A 22,158-nucleotide genomic window follows, 5' to 3' on the forward strand; every position below is an offset into this window, starting at 1 on the left:
CCAATAGAACGAATGCTCCTCACACACATAACCGATGGAATTAATGGTTGCAGCCTGAGTTACGACTCACCAGTCGTTCCTGGTGTTGTTGTTTCGATCCAGTCTCGGCTCCGAGTGGACCTCTGCCGCATTCATACGCCGTAACAAGCGGCTATGACGATGAGCGCGAGAAAACACACCAACTGAACGCAAAAGAAGGTAAATCGAACCGCCACGAATGTATTGGTTTGCTCATGGGATACGTGAACCAGCGACTGGCACACGCGAGCGATCAGGACAAGTGTGGACAAGCAGTTCACTGCAGGGCCGTTGATATCGAGTACTGAAATCACGAACACGATGATGCCAAAGACAGGCAGATTTTCCACACAGTTGGCGTGTGCCCTTGTCCCGCGCCGATACCAATCCTCACCTTCGAGCTGATCACTTCGGAAAGAGGCAATCGGTACACTCGAGAATAGAATTCCGACCCAGCGATAAACCCCGACGGTTGCCATCAACAGCAGCAAAGTCCAGGTCGCAAACCCAAGCAGCATCCACATCGGTATCGTCATGGCCGCCATCCTCGATAGTTCATTATCAGCACGTCATCCCGTAGCGGGGCCGCCGGGGACGCACGCCCGAGATAATGTATTGCCAGCGGTAGGCGCCCAGCACACAGGCCTTGATTTGCGCTGACTCATCGGCACTCAACGATCGTGAGACAATACCAATGAAGTAGTCGGCATCGGCTGCCGATTGTGCCTGCAGGATTGCGTCGACGGCCGCCACCAGCGCAATCAGATCATTCACCGCCTGGTCGCACTCGGCTGGCGAGAGTTTCGCGTGCTCCGCCTGCCACTCCAGTTCATCGAGTACGACGTGCCGGCTTTCATCCTTCCAGTGAAATTTGAAAACATCCTTGAATAACGGGCACAACTCCTCGCGCGGGGCGATGCTCTGTATGTAATGCGCCTGAACAAACAGCTCGATATGACAGGTCAGCGCCAGCACCGACCAGGTGCTCGCCGCAAGTACCGCGCGCGCCACATCGTTTGGATCGGCCACTTGACGATATCCCGCTGGTAATTGCGAACCCATCATCGTCTCCATGCGCCGGAACAGTTCCTGGTGTTTGATCTCGTCGTTGGAAAAGCGCACCAGCGCTTCGAGTGCGAGTTGATTGTCAAATACATGGGCTCGACCTTGATCGAGCATTTTGGCACTGATGAAACGTTCGACCAGGCCAAAGATATACGCATAGGTTCGGCCCTGAATCTGACTGAGCAGGCGAGCCTCGGCCGCGGCGAGAAAGGGTAGGTGGTCGACCTGCGAGAGTCCATCGGGCAAGAACTTGCGCGAGAAGTCGAAACTCCGGTCCTGTAGCAAATCGCGATCGATCTGCCATTCGGTGTTTTTCGATGATCTGACAATTTGCGCATAACGGGCGATGTTGCCCGGCTCTGAGCCGGGTAGGGTAACGACGCTGTTCATATGGAACTCCTGCTGCCCTGGTTGAGTTGGAATGGGGCAATTTCGGTTGACGTCGGAGCCATAGACCCGTGGTGAAGCCTCTGGGAACAGTCTCGATCTCTGAGTCCGCGTTGGTGCTAATCTAGGCATCGCAGTTCAGGCGGTGAATGACCGGTGCGCCTGAATACCTGCTCCGGACTCCGGAAAAGAGGGCGGTCAAGTGTTGGATGCGCTTTCTGATGTCTTGCGTGTGATCCGGCTGTCTGGAGGGGTCTTCCTCGAGGCGGAACTCACTGCGCCCTGGTGCATCAACGGCAGAATCTCGGCGGATGATTGCAGACCGTTCCTGGCGGCGCCCCGACATATCATTGCGTCGCATTTTGTCGCCGCGGGGCACATGCAAATACGCGTCGACGGTGGTGTCGCCATGGACGTGGGGGCAGGCGAACTTGTTCTGCTGCCTCGCAACGACGCTCATTCGTTTGGCAGCGACCTGAGCATTGCGCCCATGCCGGCGAGCGAAGTTATTCAGCCGCCAGAAGTCGGCGCAATTTCACGGATCAAATACGGCGGGGGCGGGGAGGCCACGCAGTTGTTGTGCGGCTTCCTCGGCTCTGAAACACCTTTCAGTCCGTTGCTTTCGTCGCTGCCTTCCTTATTGAAACTGGACCTGCGTGCGACGGCTTCGGGTGTCTGGATCGAAAGCTCGTTCCGTTTTGCGGTCAGTGAAATCGCGGCGGGACGCGTCGGCTCGGCAACGGTCATCGCCAAGCTATCGGAATTGCTCTTCGTCGAAGCCGTCGGCCAGTATGTCAGCAGCCTTCCCGCTGAGCGACGCGGGTGGCTGGCGGGTTTGCGGGATCCGCATATCGGGCGCGCACTGGCGCTGCTCCATGCGCGTCCAACCGAAGGCTGGACGGCAGAAGCACTGGCGCTTGAAGTGGGCATGTCGCGCTCGGTATTCGCGGAGCGATTCACCGCATTGGTCGGACAGCCACCGATGCAATACCTGACGCTCTGGCGTATGCACGTGGCGGCTCAACACTTGCGCGAAGGTCGCGGCAATGTGGCGCAAATCGGTTTTGCAGTCGGCTACGAATCCGAAGCTGCGTTCAGTCGCGCATTCAAACGCCAGTTCGGCACTTCCCCCGGCACTTGGCGCAGACAATCAGCATGAGAAAGTCCGGTGCCGAGAATCACGTAGCCGTTAATCAAGCAGCTGATCGATCAACACCGCATTGGTATAGATCAAGCTGTCATCGCTTGCACGGTGCCCGACCAGGTGAAACTGACCGCGGTCGTGTTGCAAATAGACACGCATTTGGCAGTCGGACAAGGGGGCGTATCCCTCAGGCATGATCAAATCCATCGAGTCCATATCGACATCGACCATGGCTTCAGTCTCGTGGGTCTTCTGCAAGCGCTCTTCGGCATCTTCCAGACGGCGATGCAGAGGTCCGTCGACGTAGAAATGGACTTCCCCCATCGGGGTGGACTTTGGGGCGCCGCTGGTTTTGCACCAGCCTTCAATCGTCAGGGCACTCATGAGGAAACCTCCCATGTGGATTGCTGGACTCTGTAGCTATCGTTCCTGCTCAATGCCATCACTTATGTTTGATGACTGCACAAGGGCAGGGTTCATCCTTTGGGGCCGCTTCCGGTCGATCTCTGCCGTCCGTCATCAGAAATTGAGTATAGCTGGCAACCGAACCTCCTTTACCCACCTCACGGTACAAGCCGATGGCTCTATACTCCTTACTGACTTTACCGCCCGGACGGGTGGTATTTGTCTGCCCTGCCTGGACGTAAGTGGCGATGCTTTTGCATAACCAATGAACAACAGGAATAGGATGAAGAGGAAATGGCAATAGCAATTGTCTTGATACTAATCGTTATTGCATCAGTGCTATTCCACATACTAGCGCCTTGGCAGGCGACACCGGCAGCTTCCAACTGGGGCTCCATAGACACCACCCTGTTCATCACCCTGATCATTTGCGGGGTGTTTTTCATCGCCATCACGATATTTATGGCGGTAGCGGTGATGCGCTATCGTCACAAGGAGGGTGCCAGGGCGGCCTACCAGCCAGAAAATAAAAAACTGGAATTATGGTTGATTATCGTTACCTCGGTAGGTATTGCCGGGATGTTGGCGCCAGGTCTGGTTGTTTACAACGACTTCGTCCGGGTGCCGAAAAATGCTTACGAACTTGAAGTGGTCGCCCAGCAGTGGCAGTGGGCCTTTCGTTTTCCCGGTCAAGACGCAAAGCTGGGCAGATCGGATATCAGGTTTATTGATTCCGCCAATCCCCTGGGCCTTGATCCCAAGGATCCTGCAGGGCAGGACGATGTGCTTGTAATCAATAATGAAGTTCGTCTTCCGCTCGATCGGCCGGTGAAAGTTTTACTGCGCGCTAAAGATGTTCTGCACGATTTCTATGTACCGCAAATTCGCAGCAAGATGGACATGGTGCCAGGGATGGTGTCGTACTTTTGGTTTACGCCGACTAAAACCGGAAAATATGACGTCCTTTGCGCTGAATATTGTGGCGTGGGTCATTACAACATGCGCGGCCATATGATCGTGGAAGAGCAGGGCGTCTTCGATCAATGGCTGAAAGGCCAGCCGACTTTTGCGCAGACATTGACGACAGCTGCCAAACCCGGTCGAGACAGCGTGCTGGAAAAAGGCCGCCAGTTGGTCGAACAACTCGGCTGCAAGGCCTGCCATAGCCAGGATGGCGGTGCCAGTCTCGGACCGGGATGGAAGGGGTTGTACGGCCGCACTGAACAGCTTGCCGATGGCACCAGTGTGCAGGTCGACGAGGCCTACCTGAAAGAGTCGATTCTCGATCCGAAGGCCCGATTGGTACAGGGCTACCCGCCGGTCATGGTGGCCTATACTCTCAAAGACGATGAGCTGGGTGCTGTCATCGCCCTGATCAAATCACTGGGTGCTGCGGGGCAAGTCGATGAACCTTCTACCGGCGAAGCCTCGAGCTCGGGTGAAGACCTGGTGGCGCAGGGACAGCGACTGGCCGGGTCGCTCGGCTGTCTGGCCTGCCACAGTGTCGATGGCAACAAGGGCGTCGGCCCCAGCTGGCTGGGCCTGTACGGCAAGACGGAAACCCTTGCCGACGATTCGAGCGTAAAGGTCGATGAGAGCTATATCAGAGATTCGGTTCTTCATCCCAATGCCAAAATCGTCAAGGGCTATGCAGCCGTCATGCCGGTATTGGCTCCGAGTGACGAGGAGCTGAATGCACTGATCGCTTTCATCAAATCCAAAGCGAATGCTGACGCTGATGCGAACAAGGCGGAGCCAGGGAAGTAGCCGTGAAACAGCCAGGAATACACTGAAACTTCGGCAGGAGGATGACGTGATGGCCTATGCGGAGCAAGCCGAAACAGAAGCACTGCACGAGCCCAAAAGTTTCCTGACCAAATACATCTGGAGTCAGGACCACAAGGTCATAGCCATTCAATATTCGTTGACGGCCATCTTCGTGGGGCTTATCGCTCTGGTGTTGTCCGGCTTGATGCGCATGCAGATAGGCTTCCCCGGTAGTTTGGCGTTCATGGATGCCAGTACTTATTATCAGGCGATGACCATGCACGGCATGATCATGGTCATTTACTTGCTGACGGCCTTGTTTCTAGGCGGCTTCGGCAACTATCTGATCCCGCTGATGGTGGGCGCCCGCGACATGGTCTTCCCCTACGTCAACATGCTCAGCTACTGGTTTTACCTGGTGGCGGTACTGGTGTTGCTCAGCAGTTTTTTTGTCCCTGGCGGCCCCACAGGTTCCGGCTGGACGCTCTATCCGCCACAGTCCATTTCCCAGGGGACACCGGGGGTCGAGTGGGGCATTGTCCTGATGCTCGTCTCACTGGCGATTTTCATTGTCGCGGCCACCATGGGCGGGTTGAACTACGTCACCACGGTGTTGCAGGCGCGCACGCACGGCATGACATTGTTTCGCATGCCACTCTCGGTATGGGGCATCTTCATGGCCTCGATCATGGCCTTGCTGGCCTTCCCGGCGTTGTTTGTCAGTGCGGTCATGATGCTGTTCGACAAGCTGTTGGGCACCAGCTTCTTCATGCCGGCGATGGTCTCGCTGGGGCAGCACCTCGATCACCAGGGTGGCAGCCCGATACTGTTCCAGCACCTGTTCTGGTTCTTCGGCCACCCGGAGGTCTACATCGTTGCTCTCCCTGCGTTTGGCCTGGTCTCCGACTTGATCAGCACCCATGCACGTAAAAACATCTTCGGCTACCGAATGATGGTGTGGGCCATTATTGCGATTGGCGTACTCAGCTTTGTGGTCTGGGCGCACCATATGTATGTCAGCGGAATGAACCCGTACTTCGGCTTTTTCTTCGCCGTCACCACTTTGATCATCGCGGTGCCGACTGCGCTGAAAGTCTACAACTGGGTGCTGACCCTGTGGCAGGGCGACATCCATCTGACCGTGCCGATGCTGTTTGCCCTGGCCTTTATCGTCACCTTCCTGGTCGGCGGTCTGACCGGGTTGTTTCTCGGCAATGTGATCGTGGATATTCCGCTCTCGGACACCTATTTCGTCGTAGCCCATTTTCATATGGTCATGGGGGTTGCACCGGTCCTGGTGGTGTTCGGCGGCATTTATCACTGGTTCCCGAAAATCACCGGGCGGATGTGGAACGACACCCTGGGCAAGCTGCATTTCTGGATTACCTTTCTGGGCACCTACGCCATCTTCTTCCCCATGCACTACCTGGGTTTCCAGGGCATGCCACGTCGCTACTACGCCTATGAAAACTACGCGTTCATCCCGCAGTCCGCTCAAGACTTGAATGCCTTCATTACGGTAGTCGCATTGACTGTCGGCGTTTCCCAGTTGCTGTTCCTGTTCAACCTGACCTGGAGTGCGTTCAAGGGCAAACCCGCAGGCAGTAATCCCTGGGGCGCGGCCAGTCTGGAATGGCAAACGCCGAACACCCCGCCGATACACGGTAACTGGGGAGAGAAGCTGCCGGTCGTGCATCGCTGGGCCTATGACTACAGTGTGCCGGGGATAGAGCAGGATTTCGTGCCGCAAACAGTCTCGGCCGAGGAGTTGGAGCAAATGCGGCAACTCAGTGCCGGAACCAGGACAGCGGACGTTAAAACATGAACAGACTGCTATTGAGAAACGCCGATGGCGCTGACCCCGGCGGCAGTTGGAGTCGCGACCCTGAGGGTATTCAGGCCGCCGAGGGTGCCGATAGAAGGCAAATCGCAAGGGTAGGCCTGCGCTTGTTTCTGGTGGTGGTGAGTTCGTTATTCTTCCTCTTCCTGATCGCCTTTGTCGCCCGTTCACAAATGGCCGACTGGCTACCCCTGACAGAGCCTTTGGCGCCGTTAGGCAATCTCCGACCGCTCTGGCTGAATTCGGCTTTTCTGGTATTGAGTTGCATCGCACTGCAGTGCTCGCGTATGGCCGCCCGAAAGGCTCTGCCGGGCGCAGCTGTCATTGGTTTTGCATTGGGGGGAGTCTTTGCCATTGCCTTTCTGGCGGGGCAACTCTGGGTCTGGCAGCAGTTTGTCGCCTGGGGCTACTTTGTCGCCAGCAATCCGGCCAACAGTTTCTTCTACCTGTTGACCGGCCTGCATGGGCTCCACCTGCTGGGCGGGCTGATCGCCTGGTGTTGGATCGTCGCTAAATTTCTGCGTCATGTGCCACTGGCACAACTCAGCGCCAGCGTAGAGCTCTGTGCCATCTATTGGCATTACTTGCTGGGCCTTTGGTTCGTGCTATTCGCGCTGCTGGCCAGCACCCCGCAAACCTATGAAGCCATCGCCAGATTCTGCGGCCTGAGGTGAACAGCCATGGCATTGCACCCGCAAGCCCAAGTCGAGACCAGTTCATCCAATCCAACAGGTTCGCCACCTGCGCCGGGATGGCAGGGCATCGCCAACGATTGGTCCTCGGATAAAGAGGCCTTCAAGCAGGTCCCCTGGGGCAAGGCGATGATGTGGATATTCCTGCTCAGCGACACTTTTATATTCACCTGTTTTCTGACCGGCTACATGTCGGTACGCATGACTATCACCACCGCCTGGCCGAACCCCAGTGAAGTGTTCGCATTGACGATCGGCGGTAGGGAAATCCCGCTTATTCTGATCGCCATCATGACCTTTGTGCTGATCAGTAGCAGCGGCACCATGGCCATGGCCGTGAATTTCGCCTATCGCCGTGATCGTGCGAAAACCACGGCCCTGATGCTGGCGACCGCTGCCTTGGGGGTGATTTTCGTCGGCATGCAGGCATTTGAATGGACCAAACTCATCGCAGAAGGGGTGCGTCCCTGGGGGAACCCCATGGGGGCGGCGCAATTTGGTGCCAGCTTTTTCATGATTACCGGTTTTCACGGACTGCATGTGTCAATCGGCGCCATCTACCTCAGCATTGTGGCGCTGAAAGTTTTGCGGGGAGATTATGAGCGCTCCGGAAACTATCAGAACGTTGAGATAGCCGGGCTTTACTGGCACTTCGTGGATTTGGTGTGGGTGTTTATTTTTGCTTTCTTCTATTTGTGGTAGAGGAGTGCGGGTGATGGCACATGCTCAGGGTCAGCAACATCCAATCAGTTTGTACCTTAAAATCTGGGGGTTGTTATTCGTCCTCAGCACGCTGTCGTACCTTGTCGACTATTTCCACTTCCATGGCTACCTTCGGTGGACGCTGATTATCACTTTCATGTTGTTGAAGGCAGGTTTAATTGTCTCCATCTTCATGCATATGGCATGGGAGCGGTTGGCCATGGTCTACGCCATATTGGTGCCACCTTTGTGTTTACTGGTGCTCGTCGGACTCATGGCCACCGAGGCAGACTATGTTTTCCTCAGCCGGGTCATTTCCTTTGGCCAATAAGCAGCTTTCGGATGGCCTTGAGTCTCCAGGCGTTAACCCGATATCACTCGCTTGAACTGATGCCATTTGTGCTGCCAGGCCACTGTCCAGTGGGGGGCTGCCGTTCCCGTGCCGGCGATCTGCAGCATTGGATGATGTTTGATTACCTGGTCCAATAGCGATTCTTGATCCGGCTCAACATCCACGAAGAAGATATGTTTGCCTTCGTTTACCACCTGCTTGAAATTGCGGAAGTGAGTGTTCGGCACCTGGAACCCAAAAAAGCCGCCTTCCCAGATGCAGAAGCCCAAAATAACAATGGCAAGGAAGATAACTGGCATCCAGCCTGCGGCGGATTCTGTCCAGCCCATCCAATAGGCGACACCCAGGACCAGTGCTGCGAGGGGCACACCGATCACCGCACCAATCTCACCAGAGTGAACAGCATCTTGCTCCATTAACGAGTTAACCTCGTGGAGGTGATGTTGTTCGACATCAGCAACTTTTTCACTGAGCACATGAATTTGTTCGGAATTGATGCCGCTGGCTTCCAATTCATTTTCAACGGTTTCGAGATCGTTGAGATTGTCACTGATGTAATAGTGTCGATTCATGCCACACCTCCCAACTCGTGTTTGCTGTAGACCTCCTTTGTCCGGCAGCTGTTAACCAGGATTTACAGTCGGTACCTGTACCGTGGGGAACGTTGCATACTTCATGCAATCTGAAAAAAAGTATAGCACTCGCCAGCATGCGGATCGGTCGCTAATTGATCTGCACAATGACCGGACCTTCCGTTACGATCGGCGGGTTCGCGTGGATACTCGAGGTGTTTTTCTGAATCCAGTCACGCGCTACTTTCAAGCTCGCATCACTGCCGGCCTTGTCTATGCAAACAGTGATCGACGTACCACCGTCACCCGTATTCAGCAATGTGTAGCTTACGAGGCCAGGCACTGTCCGCAAGGTAGCTTCGATGTCGTCTTTGCGCTTTTCCAGAAGCTCGAAAAGTTGCTTTGCTCCCGTACCCAGGTAGGTTCTTATCACCGCGTACATAGTCGTCTCCTTTGGGAGTACCGTCTTGATGCCCATCCAGATCCGTTGATGGCCGCAATCACACAAGTTTCAACTCGCCCTGATTTATTAAGCTTAGCCAAACGCCGGCGACAACCGAAATGCAACGACCACCGGCCCATCGCAAACATCAAACCCGGCGCTAACTGAACCTTGAACATTGACGCAACTGCGCCGGGCTCACGCCAAGGCGTTGCTTGAAGGTGGTCGCCATGTGTGCCTGGGAGTTGAAACCGCAGGCGTAGGCGATCTCCGTCAGCGTGGCAGTCGAATCGCGCATCAGGGCTCGGGCCCTGGCGAGGCGTCGGTCGATCAGGTAACCGTGCGGGCTTTTGCCTGTGGCGTTTTTGAAGGCCCGCATGAAATAGCCTTCGGACAATCCAAGCAGCCCCGCCATTGCCGGTACGCTCAACGGGCCATCGAGGCCAGCATCAATGAACTCATCGAGCAAGCGCATCCGGTAACCGGTTATCGAGCCATGGGCCGGTGACAGCACTGCTTCGCTACTCGTCGCCCGCGCAGACAATGCCAGTGCCCAGGCCTCCCAATCGTCCTCCACGCAAGCGTGCAACAGCGCGGCGCGCATTCGCCGTGCGAGGGCAGTGGCCTGCCGGTCGATGCGATTGTTGAAGGCACGATCCCCGACCAACGCAATACCGTCGGTGCGCATCACCCGCAGGTATTCACCGCCCGTGGGTGATTCGGACAACACGTCACACCCGGCGGGAACGAACGCCAGGCCGTTGGGCACGGCATCGAAAGGGCGTATTCGGTCACTGCCGATAGCGTGCAGGCCTCGCTGGCTGTCGAAGGCAAAGCCGATTCCCGCCTGGGTCGCCACATAGCGGGTCGCGTAGGCACAGCCGGGGAGCAATTCGATCGCCCAAGGGCCGGCCTCGATACGGCGGACCGGTTCGGACAGGAGTGGTGGCGTCATGCGGTTTCGATAGCTCATGAACACCATAGTAGTGAAGAGGGGGGACAAAAGTCAGGTCAGTTTTCTGAAAGCCAGCGTACTGCGTCCGTGTCCAGACTGGGCAAAATCTCAGGGGGATCAATCATGCACAGACTGACTCGCGGCGATATCGAACAGGCTGCACGCAACGTTTACCAGGTCATGCCGGCCACCGCCCAATACCCTTGGCCGTTGCTGGCTCGGCGGTTGGGTTGCACGGTGTGGGTCAAGCACGAAAATCACACGCCTACCGGTGCTTTCAAAGTGCGCGGCGGTATTACCTTCATGCACTGGCTCAAACGCGAGCACCCAGGCGCGAAAGGCATTGTCAGCGCTACCCGCGGCAACCATGGCCAGAGCCTCGCGCTGGCAGCTGGCGCACTGGGTTTGCGGGCGTTGATCGTAGTGCCGCAAGGTAACTCGGTAGAAAAGAACGACGCCATGCGCGGCTTTGGCGCTGAAGTGGTCGAATTCGGGCGCGATTTCGATGAGGCCCGCGAAGAGGCTGCACGCCTTGCGCAGGTGCATGACCTGTTCCTGGTCCCGCCGTTTCACACCGAGCTGGTCAAAGGCGTCGCCACTTATGCGCTGGAGCTGTTCAATGCGGCGCCGGACCTGGATACCGTATATGTACCGATTGGCTGTGGCTCGGGGATTTGCGGGGTGATCGCCGCCCGCGATGCGCTGGGACTGAGCACCCGGGTGGTGGGCGTGGTTTCCACGCAAGCGGCCGCCGCACAGTTGTCGTTTGACACTGGGGTCCTATGCGAAACCGCCTCGGCAACCACCTTTGCCGACGGTCTGGCCGTACGCAAGCCAGTGCCTGAGGCCTTTGCCGTCTACGCGCAAGGTGCGGAGCGGATTGTAGCGGTCAGTGACGCGCAGATTGCCGAGGCCATGCGCGTGTATTACACCGATACCCATAACCTTGCTGAAGGGGCCGGTGCGGCGGCGCTGGCAGCGCTCATTTCGGAGCGTGAAGCCATGTCGGGAAGAAGGGTGGGTGTGATTCTATCCGGCGGCAACGTCGACAGATCGGTGTATGCGCAAGTGATTGCGTGAAGGGGCAATGACCTTGGTCACATAAATTTGAAATGCACGGCGTTGCTCGACACAATCGCGCCCCGATCCGGCCAAAAGGCGCCGGACGTTTGTGGTGAAAAGGGGCCGCAGGTGAACGAACAGACATTGTCCATGCGCCTGGAGCGCGTGGCGGCGCATGTGCCAGCCGGCGCGCGCCTGGCCGATATCGGCTCGGATCACGGCTACCTGCCGGTGGCGCTGATGCGCCGTGGCGCCATCGCGGCGGCGGTGGCCGGCGAGGTGGCGTTGACGCCGTTCCGCTCGGCCGAACGCACCGTGCGCGAGAACGGCCTGGACCCGCAGATCACCGTGCGCCTGGCCAACGGCCTGGCGGCAATCGAGCCGGGAGACGGGATCACGGCGATCAGCATCTGCGGTATGGGCGGCGAAACGATCCGCGACATCCTCGACAGCGGCAAGACGTACCTGAGCGGTCAGGAGCGCCTGATCCTGCAACCCAACGGCGGCGAACAGCCACTGCGCCAATGGCTGATGGACAATGGCTACCGCATCCTCTGCGAGGAAGTGCTGCGGGAAAGTCGTTTCGACTATGAAATCATCGTCGCCGAGCGCGCCGGGCCGGTGATGTACACCGCCCAAGAGCTGTACTTCGGCCCATTGCAGATGCAGGCCCGCAGTCCGGCGTTCCTGCTCAAGTGGCAGCGCAAGTTGCGCCAGAAGCAGAAGACCCTGACCCACTTTGCCCGGGTGCAACAGGCCGTACCCGAGGAAAAGGTGCAGGACATCGCGCGTCAGGCCCGGTGGATCACCCAGTTACTGGCTTGAGGAAGCGTGGGGGCAGGCGATGTGCATACAGCGCGATGGCGGTTTTTTTTCGGAATAAAACCGGAAACGATTCAGCTCCTTGGCTACGCCGGTTTCAGCCAAGGAGACAGGTACTCCCTGGTGTTGGATTCGGTACCGTTTGTCGAGCATTCTGCTCAAAAAGTGAACGATTTTGATAGGCTTCGCTCTGATGTTCCGGCAGACGGGATCCTTTGAGAGGTCGCGCTGCACTCACTAATAAAAAGGACGTATACCTCATCTGCATTGAATGGAATGCACATGGGGATTTTTTTTACCTGAGACCTGGAGTGATAGTATGCCGTCATCACTGACTCGCTGGGCGAGTCGCTCCCTCTTGTAATACCTAATTATTAAGTTGCTTCAATCATTGCGAACTTGATCTTGCAGGTGCGAATAAATAATTCGCATGCCTGGGGCATGGTCAATTTGCACTGCGGCTATAAGTGGAGATGTCATCTTGGATATTAATACAATGATCGGCCTGATCGGCCAGAAAGAATCCATGGAGTTTTTGCGTTTAGGTGTTGTTTACGTTCACCTGTTGGCTTGCTGCGTGGCGATTGGCCTGGTGTTTGCCAGCGATGCCGCAATGGTCAAGGATTTATGGAAAGGTCGTGTGTCGTCGGGGCACGATAATGAACATATGGCCAGTCTTCAGAAGTCTGTTTCCAATGCGTTGATATTCTTGTGGATCACCGGAGCCGCGGTAATAGGCATTGATTATCTGGATAAAGGCATGAACTATTTTGCCAATCCAAAACTGCAAGCCAAAGTCATCATTGTATTGTTGCTGACGTTCAACGGCATGTTGTTGCACCGCTTTGTATTGCCGGCAATGCTGAAGGCCGGGTCGCTGCTTGATCTCAAGGTCAGTGTACGAATGTTTGCCCTGTTCTCTGGCGCACTGTCGGGCGTGTCCTGGCTGTATGCCGCCATGCTCGGTGTCGGTCGACCACTGGCCTGGAAATATTCGCTCACCGAGTTGCTGATGGCCTATCCGGTGTTGATCGTGCTCGGCTTTGCGATGATGGTGGCGCTGACTCAGTGGGCGCGCAAGCGCAACGAAGCAACGCCAGCTCAGGAGACTTCGTGGCTGTTTGCGGGTATTCCTGCGCTGCGCTGAGCTGACGAAAATCCAGGTAAAGACGGGTAAAACCGTTTGACCCTTTGAAACATCAGACCCCCTCCTGGCGAGGGGGTTTTTTGTGCGTGTGGGAAACAGGAGGTCAAAGATAACCGGCTCGATTGGCCGGTTTTTTTCGAGTGAAAGACATCCATTTCATTTCAGCGCCAACGACTTGATCGTCATGCGTGAAAGCGATCCGAAGCGCGTAACCAGAGGCCCCGTAGGGCCGGACGGTGAGAAGCCCATCATCGTTTCGACAAGGGGGAGGGTAGCGAGGTTGATCTCGCGTCTACCGCTCATCGCCAAGGCACAAAATAGGCTTTGACATCATTGGGGCTTTGGTTGAGTATTCATCTATCGCATACGATCTAATCGAACGCGATATAATGTAGCAACAACCCTTGCCGTTTGGAGACTCAGCCATGAACACCGGAAGCCGCCGCACAATGTTTATCTCGACCGCCCACGCTTCCCATGGCCAAAACGGCAACAACTGGATCATTGCACACGCCAATTGATGAACGTTGCATTTTAAGCGCCATAAATATCGCATGCGATACAATCGCACGAAACATTAAATCCTGAGGAAGGCCCCCATGAGCAAGATCGAAAAAGTACTGGCAACCGGCAAAACCCACACCACTCATAACAGCGCAGGCAACACCTCGCGCGGCAATAACGGCAACCTCGATATCGTGCTGTCGTCCCCTGGCAGCGACACACCGGCACACGTGCTCACCGCCGTCCAGCCGCACCCGAAAGCCGAGCAACTGTTCGCCGGAGCGTGGTCGGCTTGCTACATCGCAGCGGTGGGGCTGGCCGCCCTACAGATGAAGGTGACGCTGCCGACCGACACGGCCGTCGACATTGAAGTCGATCTGGGCCAGACCGGCGCGGCTTACTTCCTCCAGGCTCGACTGACTTTGCGTGTGCCGGGGCTGGATCATGGGGTGGCGACCGAGTTGGCCCACAACGCCGATGCAATCTGCCCGTATTCCAAGGCCACACGCGGCAACATTGATGTCGACATCAATGTCTTGACGGCATAACCCACTCCACGGCCGGCTCACCGGGGATCTCCCGGTGAGCCGGCCTTCAGTATTTATGCGCACTTCCGATACCATCGCGTACGATGTAAAGTTTCAGTCTCGCCAGACTGACCCAAGAGTACGTCCATGAAAAACACCGACAAGACATCCGCCCTGGATCTCAAACTCTCCGATTTCCTGTGTTTTGCGGTCTATTCAACCAATCTGGCCTTCGGCAAGGCCTACAAGCCGATGCTCGAGCGGCTTGGCCTGACTTATACGCAATACATCACCCTGGTTGCGCTGTGGGAGGAAGACAACCAGACCGTTGGCAGCCTCGGCGAAAAGCTGTTTCTTGAATCCAATACCCTCACGCCGATCCTGAAGAAGCTGGAAGCGATGGGTTATCTGCTGCGCCAGCGCGACCCGGAAGACGAACGCCAGGTGCGGATCAGTCTCACCAGAGAGGGGCGAAAACTGCGCGAAGGCCTCACCGAAGACGGCTTCCCGCAAACCGGTCTTGACCCCGACGACTTCGTGCAAATGCAGAAGGCCATAGTGAAGTTACGGGGCAGTCTCATCCGGTCGACGAAAGACAGGGAGTAAGTCGTAGTGAGTCAAGTGAGTGCCCCCGGATTTGCGAGGTGCACCAAATAACGGATCAGATCTGAGCGGCTCATTAAACCCGGGGGGCAATTGGGCTATCGGATGTTGTGCGGCGGTTGCACGGCAGGGCTGGCCCTCTGGTCTTGACACCCCCCGATTTCGGAGCGAGCCCCCCCACTAATGGGCGCGATTCCCCGGCAGAATTCGCACCTCCATTAGCTCAAGAATTTCAAGTTCTGAGCAATGTTTGCCGGGCTCTCAGGTCGGCCGATATGTTTTGTTACATCGATGGCAAGGTAATTGCTGAGTGAGCGTATCCCGACCATGAAAGGTGCAGAGTCGGGAAACTGTGGAGCTGTAAGTACCCCATTGAGTGATTGCACGTAACTAATACCCCTGGCTACTCAATAGAAGTGCTGCAGTCCTCCTCTGCAACCGTCCAGGGGAAATGCTTATGAGCCACTCCAGATACACGTGTGCGCGGGTAGCGCTGCTCGGATTGTGCTTTCTAGCCAGCCTGCTGACGGTAACGCTGATGGCGGCAGACGAACCTCAGGGCAATGACAATCAAAGTAACGAGAAGTGGCTGGAGCCGGCACGCTCCAAGCTCATGCATGTGACTGGCGCGATGCCGTTCTTTCCACATCGGGCCAATACCCCCGGCAACCTGGTTTTGAATGTGAAGGACTTCGACAATGCCCAGGTATGTGGCGCTTGCCATACGGAGATCTACAGGCAGTGGCGCTCGTCGATGATGTCCCAGGCCTGGGATGAACCCATCTATCGGGCCTTGCTCAAGCGTGCGAGTTCATCCACCGAGGGGAAGGTCGATAACTTCTGCACTGGCTGCCATACCCCGATCGGTCTCACGACCGGGCAGATCAATTCGCAAGTCAACCGCTCCTCGATTGAAGACAGCACGAAGAATCATCCGATGCCAGGGGTCGATTGCGAGACCTGCCACAACATCAGTGCCCGCACGGGCCTCGATAACGGCGCCTATGTTCTGAGCCCTCGGGCACACGGTAAACCGACCAAGTTCGGCCCGCGCAAAGATGCCGTTTCGCCGTATCACGACACCGTATATTCCGCTCTGCACACACGCTCGGACTTTTGCGGTACCTGCCACAACGTCACGCATCCCTTCAGCAGCGTGGCGGTCGAGCGCACCTATGACGAATGGCAGGAGAGCACCTACAGCCTTAACGATGTCACCTGCCAGAGCTGCCATATGCCGGGTTTTGCGGGCAAGGCCGCGATCATGGGGCCAGACCGCGAAGAGGTCGCCTCGCATTGGTTCAGCGGAGCCAACGCCATGATGCTCAAGCATCTCGGTCAGGAAGAGGGCTCGCAACGCGCTCGCGACATGCTCGCGCGCGCAGCGGAAATAACCTTCCAGCAACCGCCGGCAGCCATCATTCCCGGGCAATACACCTCGGTAGCGGTCAAAGTTTCCAACGTCGGCGCCGGGCACAAGCTGCCGACCGGTTTTCCAGAGGGACGGGAGATGTGGATCGATTTCCGGGTGCTCGATGCCAGTGGTCGCGAGCTCTATCGACTGGGCTCGATCAAGGACGGCAAGACCGAGGACAACACGCGAAACTTCAAAGTGCACATCGGCGACAAGGACGGCAATCCATTGGATGTCGAGGTCTGGAATGCCACGCAGATTCTCTCGGACAACCGCATTCTGCCCAAGGGCTACGATATCGGGGAGTTCTCCTTCCTGGTGCCGGCCGACGCGGTCGGGCCGCTGACCCTGACGGCCGCACTGAACTACTGGCCGTTTTCGCAGAAGCTGGCCGACTACCTGCTCGGCAAGGACAAGGTGCAGGTGGAAATCACCCAGATGGCCAAAGTCACGCAGAGCGTACCCTTGTCACCGATCACTGCGTCCCGACGCTAGGGGGCGTTCTCAATTAGTTTGGCCGGGCCTGCTATCGAGCCGGGGTTGCATGTACCTGAGTGCAGGAGAGCGACTGTTGGTCGGATGAAAGATGGGGCCGGGTTTTATGAGGCTGTCTGTTTATTGACGTTTTTAATGGTGTTTTAAAACAATGGGTTGGCGTCTGAAAATCAGGGTTTTGTCATAATGAATGCTTGTTGACGATCGAGTTTTGTCCGACTTAAGTCTGATTTTCGAACACCTGGAGCCTGGGACATGCGACTGGCGACCGGCGGCGTCCCCGGTTCCCTGCTATTAATCAATGAGTGTTCGATTGCTGATCGTTTCGGGAGCGCGTCATGAATCCATCCATTCGCATCGGCATTGCCGACGATCATCCGATGTTGCGTGAGGGCGTTGCCAATACGTTGAGAAAACGGGCGGATCTGCAGGTCGTGGATCAGGGCGCCAATGCGCAAGATGCCATGGATATTGCCCGCAAGATCCGTCCGGATGTGATGTTGATGGACGTCAATATGCCGGGCGATGTGTTCGCCGCGGTGCGGTTCATTTCCACTCAACTGTCGAATGTGAAGGTACTGATGCTGACGGTTTCAGAATCCGAAGACGACGCCTTTTTGGCACTGGAGGCCGGCGCGCGCGGGTATGTGTTGAAAGGAGTCAGCGGACCGGAACTGGTCCTGGCAATCAGATCGGTTGCCAGGGGGGAGACGTATATCACCCCCGAGTTCGCCAACAAACTGCTGAGTAACGACAAGAAGCACGAAGCGCAAATTCACACGATTGATCTGACCCATCGGGAGGAGGAGGTCATTCGTGAAGTTTCAAAGGGGCTGACCAATAGGGAGGTTGCGACAAAGCTGATGATCAGCGAAAAAACCGTCAAGCACCACATGGGCTGCGTGATGCAGAAACTGCACGCCCGAAATCGTGTCGAAGCGGTCACGGCTCTACGGCATTACAGGGAGCGCGAAGCGGTCGGGCGACTTCACACCGGCGCAGCAAAAACACGAATGGATGCCGGAACGCCCCCTAGAGTTTGAACTGTGCATTGACCGACGTACCAGAGACGCTGGAGTCGATGCTGAACAACCCGCCCAGAGATTCAATGCGATAACGCAAACCGGCGAGCCCCAATCGGGTTCTGCCGGATGCCCCTTGCAGCATGGCGTCTGCCGCCATGCCTGGTCCACTGTCCCTGACGCTGATGTTCAATACTTCATCAATGTATTGCGCCTGGATGACCTGACCCTCGCCGTTGGCATGACGGTAAGCATTGTTGAGGGCTTCTTGCACAAAACGGTACAAACAGAGTTTGAGCGGCAGTGGCGCGGCCTCCGGTAGCAGTCCCAGGGTTAATGTGACCTTGGTGCCAGTGCGTTGCTCGTGCCGTTGCGCCACCAGTTGCAACTCTTCCACCAGGCTCAATTCATTGATTTCCGGAAGTGCCAGACCTCGCGATAAATCGCGGACCTCACTCAATGCGTCGGTGGCGGCGCCACGAATGGTTTCCAGCGACTCCTGATCGACAGCGGAGCAGTTTTCGGCCAGGTCGTCGAGCCGGATCAGAATCAAGGTCAACAACTGCGCTGGCCCATCGTGCAGGTCTGCACCAATGCGCCTCAAGGTGAGTTCGTTGACATGGGAAAACTCCTGGGTAGCCGTCGCCATCTTGCGCTGGAGTTCGGCATTGCTGATGTGCAGACGGGTTTGCTCCTGCAGCCGTAAGCGCAGTGCCACTTGTTGTCGCTGGATAATCTTGTCACCGCGTCGCACGATGAAGAAAAGCAGCGTCAGCATTGCCAGGGTCGCGGCGCCAACGACCCCCCATACCTGATCCCGGACGCGATCGATCTCGCGCTTCAGACTATCGGCCTTTTCATAAAATTCGCCCACCGCGATGATTTTTCCGGAGCTTGAGTCCCGCAGGGGCGCGTAGATCTCATAGAGCGGCAGGTCGAGATTGCGCTCGAACTCGTTCTCATCCTGGCTCAGGTCTTGAAGGTCGGTGACCACTTTGCCCTTGAGTGCCTCGGAGATCTCATCCAATGGGAACTGGCGGTTGGTGATGGCTTTGTTCGTGCCGTAGATCACCGTGCCATCCGCTCGCCAGATCTTGATCGAGACAATGTGCTGTTTTAGCGAACGACTTTCAGTGAGGCGGTCCAGGAACTGGACACTTGCAGCCGAGAGGCCGCTTTCCCGGCTCATCTCCTGCACATAGGGCTCCAGAAACGTATCCATGTACTGAGCGGCTGCTTCTGCCGCGCTTTGTACTGCGGCACTTTCTATTCGTTCACTCACCAGATTGCCGACGAAGAACATGGTCAGTCCCAGGATCACCGCAGCGGCAATGACAAACTGGGTCGAGCGACTTAGATTGCGCGCCTTGACCCCGATCCGCGTGCGCCAGATTCCATTGCGAGCCGCATCGGAAACAGGGGCTGGCTCGACCAGAGCCTCAGTCTCCTGCGCGATAAAAGTCGCGTTTTTTGATTCGACTTTTGCATCTTTTGCCATCGACCTGGTTCCCTGATCATCGTGATAAGTCGGTTGGAAACCCTGCAACTCAGTGGATATCTGGAGATTGGCTATGGGCGCCACACCCATGATTGACAGTAGTTCACTGTATAGCGATCCGACAGCTTCACTGATGAACTACACACCACGGATGATCAGCCAGTGCATCGTCGGTGCTGCTTGATGGCGGCACCCGTGCGGCGGTAACCGAAAGGCTCCGGCTACCGCCGCACGGCGTGGTGTTGCGACGCGTACACCCGGTCTATGTTCAGGCTTGCGCGGCGCTGACCTTGCCAGTGACCGTGGAATTTTTCCGTACCGCTTGATACAGCAGGCTGGACACCATGAACCCGACAATCGCCAATACGCTCATCAACGAGAACACGTAGTTGTAGCCCTGCTGACCCGGGAAGTGGTCAAGGATTGCGCCATAGATGACGTAGGCAAACATGCCAGGCGCATAGCCGATCAGGCAACCGATACCAAAGGCCGAGCCGGTGATGTGCTGGGGAATGCCGACTTCACCCATGGGTGCCCAGAACACGCCGCGCATGGAAAACACGATCAGCGCGAAGGAGAGGGTGGCCGCCATGCCTGCGTAGATGTAATCCGGGCTTTTCGGGATGAGCATGACGACGCCCATCAACGGCAACAACGCCAGGAATGCCCACTTCAGATAACGGCTGGAACTCTTGAACTGCTTGTCGGCAATGAAGCCACCGGCAGGGCCGCCGAGGATCTTGAGGAAGTACTGGTTGATGATGCCGTAGGCGCCCACCAGGGCGACAGGCAGTTCGTACATTTCCTTGAGGTAGGGAATGAAATAGGTCAGGCCGCAGTACACGATATAGACCATGAACACGTTGAGGCTGACCAGCCAGATGCCCGGCACCTTGATGGCCTCGAGCAGGTTCGACAAACCGTTCTTGGGCTTGACGGTCGACTGGCTATTGCCGCTCTTGAGCAGCAGCCAGGTCAGGGTCCCGGCAAGAATGTCGATGACCGAGTAGAAGAGGATCGCCGACTTCAGACCGGTTTCACCGGAGCCCATGGCGACGAACACGCCCAGCGCGGAAAAGGCGACCAGGGTATCAATGACGCCGCGTCCACCCTCGAGGAGACCGAACAGGCGCCCCTGTTCCTTATCGTCACCCAGGTTGCGGATGGCTTTGAGCAGCGAAGGCCAAAAGAGACAGTCGGCACAGACGGCCAGCAGGCAGAACACGATCAGCAGATTGCTGAAGGGCGGAAAGGTCGCCAGGTAGAGCCCGAGGCTGCCGGTGCCGATCAGGCCGAGGGGGATCAGCTTGCGCGTGTCGAACCGGTCGGCGAGCATGCCGCCGACGACAAACAGCGCGGTGGCGATAATGGCGTTGGCGCTCAGCAGCAGGCCGATTTCAGTATGGGACAGCCCCATGAATTCCTGCATGGGGATGTAGAAGGCGTCTTTGAGACTCGCCAGCTTGTAGATGGTGCCACCACCGAGGATGAGAATCAGGAATCTGAGCCATTTGGCCTTGTCTTGGGATGTCATTATTATTCTCCAGGCTTGATTGGGTACGCAGTGCCGCTCGGCACGTCAGGTTCAGGCGCCAGTGCAATGGGCCAGGGTCAACTCGGCCAGGGTGCGGAACTCGGCCAGCAGACCTCGTACAAAGGCCACCTGGTTGTTGGCCCAACGGTGTTCACCGGCGAGCATTTGCTCCAGCGAGAAGCCTTGCGGCAGCGCCGTTTCACTCATTTCCCGGTAGGCAATGAACGGGTCGGCGGCTTCGTCGAGTTGGCGGAACGCCGGGGCCACGTAGTGGTTTTCCTGCTCGAGAATGAAGGCGATCACTTGCGGGGTTGACTCACCGAGCATCAGCAGTTCGAACAACATGCGTGCGTTGGGCAGGTCGTCTTCGTCACAGCCCTGCAGCACGCCGTAATGGCCGAATGCGTTTTGCTCGGGGACGATGCGCACACCCTTGAGGTGGGTCTGGCGTATGTGCGGCGCCAGGTTACGGAGCGCAGCAAGGGGCTGTTCGCAGGCATTGATCATGTTGCCGAAGTCGAACAGGGCGTGCAGGCGAGGGTGGTTCAGCCGGCTCAGCAGTTGCGCGATCTCGCCGCTCTTGAGTTCCTCATGCTGCTCGAAGTCGAAGAACAGGTCGTGCTCGTCTGCCTGCTGCGCAAGGTAGTGCAGGTCCGACTCGATCAGGTCCATGACCCGCGACAGCGCCCCTTCGTAGCGTGAGTAAACACGAATGTTGCGGGTGCCCAGCGCCTTGGCAATGGCGATCACTTGATCGACATCTTTTTTCAAGGTGCTGCTGATTTCCAGATGCACGTCCAGCCCGAGAGCATTGGCCTTGTCTGCAAACGCCTGAAGCTGCGCGGGCGTCATTTGACTGAGGCTGTTTTCCTCACCGTCGAGCAAGTGCAGGCTCAGCCCCTGCAGCTCGTGGCGATAGGCGAAGTCCAACAGGTCAGCAGGTGTCACGCGGCCGTGGGTCAGGTTGGTCAGCAAGGGGTAGGCATGGGCAAACAGGCGCAGTTGCCCAAGCCGGTCGAGCAACTGGCGGGCCAGTGCCTCAGTCAGTACGGGGGGAGCCCCGGCCTCGACAGCCTTATGGCTGAGCAAGGCGTTGAATCGTTCCTGGATCTTATTGTTCATTCGAGTCGTTCCTGGTTCAGACGCCGGGTCTACCGGCGCAGCCTTTATCGCGCCAGTCAGGAACTCT

At 56.9% G+C, this 22,158-nt stretch carries 22 protein-coding genes; 13 read left to right on the top strand and 9 right to left on the bottom strand.

Going from position 1 to position 22,158, the window contains the following annotated elements; genetic code table 11:
- Positions 1-131: 131 nt before the first annotated feature.
- Complete coding sequence (locus AC1D19_RS19835) at positions 132-554, bottom strand: MAPEG family protein (RefSeq protein WP_477764250.1); 423 nt, start codon at positions 552-554, stop codon at positions 132-134.
- 25 nt (positions 555-579) lie between these two features.
- On the bottom strand, positions 580-1,473 hold the full coding sequence (locus AC1D19_RS19840) for a diiron oxygenase (RefSeq protein WP_477764251.1): 894 nt from the start codon (positions 1,471-1,473) through the stop codon (positions 580-582).
- A 199-nt stretch (positions 1,474-1,672) separates the two neighbouring features.
- Between AC1D19_RS19840 and AC1D19_RS19845 the strand changes: the two genes are divergently transcribed.
- Entirely contained in the window at positions 1,673-2,629 is a 957-nt protein-coding gene (locus AC1D19_RS19845; protein WP_477764252.1) for an AraC family transcriptional regulator, read from the top strand.
- A gap of 30 nt (positions 2,630-2,659) precedes the next feature.
- Here AC1D19_RS19845 and AC1D19_RS19850 read toward each other — a convergent pair whose 3' ends face one another.
- Positions 2,660-2,998 carry a hypothetical protein gene (locus AC1D19_RS19850; protein WP_477760782.1) on the bottom strand — a complete coding sequence of 113 codons (339 nt, stop codon included), beginning with the start codon at positions 2,996-2,998 and terminating at the stop codon, positions 2,660-2,662.
- A gap of 315 nt (positions 2,999-3,313) precedes the next feature.
- Here AC1D19_RS19850 and AC1D19_RS19855 point away from each other — a divergent pair, with 315 nt between their 5' ends.
- From AC1D19_RS19855 to AC1D19_RS19875, 5 genes are read left to right on the top strand one after another with little or no spacing between them, the layout of a single operon-like run.
- A complete protein-coding gene (locus AC1D19_RS19855) occupies positions 3,314-4,786 on the top strand; it encodes a c-type cytochrome (RefSeq protein WP_477764253.1) in 1,473 nt (490 codons plus the stop codon).
- Between the two features lie 49 nt (positions 4,787-4,835).
- Entirely contained in the window at positions 4,836-6,611 is a 1,776-nt protein-coding gene (ctaD, locus tag AC1D19_RS19860) for a cytochrome c oxidase subunit I (protein ID WP_477754588.1), read from the top strand.
- The gene (locus AC1D19_RS19865) at positions 6,608-7,300 is read left to right on the top strand and encodes a cytochrome c oxidase subunit 3 (RefSeq protein WP_477764254.1); all 693 of its coding nucleotides are present in this window, start codon (positions 6,608-6,610) and stop codon (positions 7,298-7,300) included. Before ctaD ends, AC1D19_RS19865 begins: the two co-directional genes overlap by 4 nt.
- A 6-nt stretch (positions 7,301-7,306) precedes the next feature.
- On the top strand, positions 7,307-8,020 hold the full coding sequence (locus AC1D19_RS19870; RefSeq protein WP_477764255.1) for a heme-copper oxidase subunit III family protein: 714 nt from the start codon (positions 7,307-7,309) through the stop codon (positions 8,018-8,020).
- A gap of 13 nt (positions 8,021-8,033) precedes the next feature.
- Positions 8,034-8,351, top strand: coding sequence for a cytochrome C oxidase subunit IV family protein (locus AC1D19_RS19875; protein ID WP_477754581.1), 318 nt, complete (start codon positions 8,034-8,036; stop codon positions 8,349-8,351).
- Positions 8,352-8,383: 32 nt separating this feature from the next.
- Here AC1D19_RS19875 and AC1D19_RS19880 read toward each other — a convergent pair whose 3' ends face one another.
- The 3 genes from AC1D19_RS19880 to AC1D19_RS19890 all read right to left on the bottom strand — a co-directional run bounded on the left by AC1D19_RS19880 (position 8,384) and on the right by AC1D19_RS19890 (position 10,368).
- The gene (locus AC1D19_RS19880) at positions 8,384-8,944 is read right to left on the bottom strand and encodes a magnesium transporter (protein ID WP_477754580.1); all 561 of its coding nucleotides are present in this window, start codon (positions 8,942-8,944) and stop codon (positions 8,384-8,386) included.
- Positions 8,945-9,095: 151 nt separating this feature from the next.
- Entirely contained in the window at positions 9,096-9,386 is a 291-nt protein-coding gene (locus AC1D19_RS19885) for a hypothetical protein (protein ID WP_477754579.1), read from the bottom strand.
- Between the two features lie 160 nt (positions 9,387-9,546).
- Complete coding sequence (locus AC1D19_RS19890; RefSeq protein ID WP_477764281.1) at positions 9,547-10,368, bottom strand: helix-turn-helix transcriptional regulator; 822 nt, start codon at positions 10,366-10,368, stop codon at positions 9,547-9,549.
- A 96-nt stretch (positions 10,369-10,464) separates the two neighbouring features.
- Here AC1D19_RS19890 and AC1D19_RS19895 point away from each other — a divergent pair, with 96 nt between their 5' ends.
- The 7 genes from AC1D19_RS19895 to AC1D19_RS19925 all read left to right on the top strand — a co-directional run bounded on the left by AC1D19_RS19895 (position 10,465) and on the right by AC1D19_RS19925 (position 17,958).
- Complete coding sequence (locus AC1D19_RS19895) at positions 10,465-11,421, top strand: threonine dehydratase (protein WP_477764256.1); 957 nt, start codon at positions 10,465-10,467, stop codon at positions 11,419-11,421.
- 111 nt (positions 11,422-11,532) lie between these two features.
- Complete coding sequence (locus tag AC1D19_RS19900; protein WP_477764257.1) at positions 11,533-12,228, top strand: tRNA (adenine(22)-N(1))-methyltransferase; 696 nt, start codon at positions 11,533-11,535, stop codon at positions 12,226-12,228.
- Between the two features lie 493 nt (positions 12,229-12,721).
- A complete protein-coding gene (locus tag AC1D19_RS19905; RefSeq protein WP_477764258.1) occupies positions 12,722-13,372 on the top strand; it encodes a hypothetical protein in 651 nt (216 codons plus the stop codon).
- A gap of 599 nt (positions 13,373-13,971) precedes the next feature.
- A complete protein-coding gene (locus AC1D19_RS19910; RefSeq protein WP_477764259.1) occupies positions 13,972-14,424 on the top strand; it encodes an Ohr family peroxiredoxin in 453 nt (150 codons plus the stop codon).
- A 126-nt stretch (positions 14,425-14,550) separates the two neighbouring features.
- Positions 14,551-15,009: a MarR family winged helix-turn-helix transcriptional regulator gene (locus tag AC1D19_RS19915; protein WP_477754574.1), complete on the top strand. Its 459-nt coding sequence runs from the start codon at positions 14,551-14,553 to the stop codon at positions 15,007-15,009.
- 454 nt (positions 15,010-15,463) lie between these two features.
- Entirely contained in the window at positions 15,464-16,915 is a 1,452-nt protein-coding gene (locus tag AC1D19_RS19920) for a multiheme c-type cytochrome (RefSeq protein WP_477764260.1), read from the top strand.
- Between the two features lie 338 nt (positions 16,916-17,253).
- Positions 17,254-17,958: a response regulator gene (locus AC1D19_RS19925; protein WP_477764261.1), complete on the top strand. Its 705-nt coding sequence runs from the start codon at positions 17,254-17,256 to the stop codon at positions 17,956-17,958.
- On the opposite strand, the gene AC1D19_RS19930 is transcribed toward AC1D19_RS19925, so the two are convergent.
- The 3 genes from AC1D19_RS19930 to AC1D19_RS19940 all read right to left on the bottom strand — a co-directional run bounded on the left by AC1D19_RS19930 (position 17,948) and on the right by AC1D19_RS19940 (position 22,091).
- On the bottom strand, positions 17,948-19,435 hold the full coding sequence (locus AC1D19_RS19930; protein ID WP_477764262.1) for a sensor histidine kinase: 1,488 nt from the start codon (positions 19,433-19,435) through the stop codon (positions 17,948-17,950). The two genes, AC1D19_RS19925 and AC1D19_RS19930, sit on opposite strands and share 11 nt — an antisense overlap.
- A 268-nt stretch (positions 19,436-19,703) precedes the next feature.
- The gene (locus AC1D19_RS19935; RefSeq protein WP_477764263.1) at positions 19,704-20,969 is read right to left on the bottom strand and encodes an MFS transporter; all 1,266 of its coding nucleotides are present in this window, start codon (positions 20,967-20,969) and stop codon (positions 19,704-19,706) included.
- Positions 20,970-21,020: 51 nt separating this feature from the next.
- Complete coding sequence (locus AC1D19_RS19940) at positions 21,021-22,091, bottom strand: sugar phosphate isomerase/epimerase family protein (RefSeq protein WP_477764264.1); 1,071 nt, start codon at positions 22,089-22,091, stop codon at positions 21,021-21,023.
- Between the last annotated feature and the right edge of the window lie 67 nt (positions 22,092-22,158).

The organism is Pseudomonas sp. P1_C12 (assembly GCF_056406435.1).

What these genes read in the sequence shown, in the direction of transcription:
- AC1D19_RS19905 (WP_477764258.1), top strand. Translation starts at nt 12,722, where the DNA reads ATGATCGGCCTGATCGGCCAGAAAGAATCCATGGAGTTTTTGCGTTTA.
- AC1D19_RS19870 (WP_477764255.1), top strand. Translation starts at nt 7,307, where the DNA reads ATGGCATTGCACCCGCAAGCCCAAGTCGAGACCAGTTCATCCAATCCA.
- AC1D19_RS19880 (WP_477754580.1), bottom strand. Translation starts at nt 8,944, where the DNA reads ATGAATCGACACTATTACATCAGTGACAATCTCAACGATCTCGAAACC.
- AC1D19_RS19855 (WP_477764253.1), top strand. Translation starts at nt 3,314, where the DNA reads ATGGCAATAGCAATTGTCTTGATACTAATCGTTATTGCATCAGTGCTA.
- AC1D19_RS19835 (WP_477764250.1), bottom strand. Translation starts at nt 554, where the DNA reads ATGACGATACCGATGTGGATGCTGCTTGGGTTTGCGACCTGGACTTTG.
- AC1D19_RS19910 (WP_477764259.1), top strand. Translation starts at nt 13,972, where the DNA reads ATGAGCAAGATCGAAAAAGTACTGGCAACCGGCAAAACCCACACCACT.
- AC1D19_RS19930 (WP_477764262.1), bottom strand. Translation starts at nt 19,435, where the DNA reads ATGGCAAAAGATGCAAAAGTCGAATCAAAAAACGCGACTTTTATCGCG.
- AC1D19_RS19840 (WP_477764251.1), bottom strand. Translation starts at nt 1,473, where the DNA reads ATGAACAGCGTCGTTACCCTACCCGGCTCAGAGCCGGGCAACATCGCC.
- AC1D19_RS19850 (WP_477760782.1), bottom strand. Translation starts at nt 2,998, where the DNA reads ATGAGTGCCCTGACGATTGAAGGCTGGTGCAAAACCAGCGGCGCCCCA.
- AC1D19_RS19885 (WP_477754579.1), bottom strand. Translation starts at nt 9,386, where the DNA reads ATGTACGCGGTGATAAGAACCTACCTGGGTACGGGAGCAAAGCAACTT.
- AC1D19_RS19925 (WP_477764261.1), top strand. Translation starts at nt 17,254, where the DNA reads ATGAATCCATCCATTCGCATCGGCATTGCCGACGATCATCCGATGTTG.
- AC1D19_RS19895 (WP_477764256.1), top strand. Translation starts at nt 10,465, where the DNA reads ATGCACAGACTGACTCGCGGCGATATCGAACAGGCTGCACGCAACGTT.
- AC1D19_RS19920 (WP_477764260.1), top strand. Translation starts at nt 15,464, where the DNA reads ATGAGCCACTCCAGATACACGTGTGCGCGGGTAGCGCTGCTCGGATTG.
- AC1D19_RS19915 (WP_477754574.1), top strand. Translation starts at nt 14,551, where the DNA reads ATGAAAAACACCGACAAGACATCCGCCCTGGATCTCAAACTCTCCGAT.
- ctaD (WP_477754588.1), top strand. Translation starts at nt 4,836, where the DNA reads ATGGCCTATGCGGAGCAAGCCGAAACAGAAGCACTGCACGAGCCCAAA.
- AC1D19_RS19890 (WP_477764281.1), bottom strand. Translation starts at nt 10,368, where the DNA reads ATGGTGTTCATGAGCTATCGAAACCGCATGACGCCACCACTCCTGTCC.
- AC1D19_RS19865 (WP_477764254.1), top strand. Translation starts at nt 6,608, where the DNA reads ATGAACAGACTGCTATTGAGAAACGCCGATGGCGCTGACCCCGGCGGC.
- AC1D19_RS19875 (WP_477754581.1), top strand. Translation starts at nt 8,034, where the DNA reads ATGGCACATGCTCAGGGTCAGCAACATCCAATCAGTTTGTACCTTAAA.
- AC1D19_RS19935 (WP_477764263.1), bottom strand. Translation starts at nt 20,969, where the DNA reads ATGACATCCCAAGACAAGGCCAAATGGCTCAGATTCCTGATTCTCATC.
- AC1D19_RS19940 (WP_477764264.1), bottom strand. Translation starts at nt 22,091, where the DNA reads ATGAACAATAAGATCCAGGAACGATTCAACGCCTTGCTCAGCCATAAG.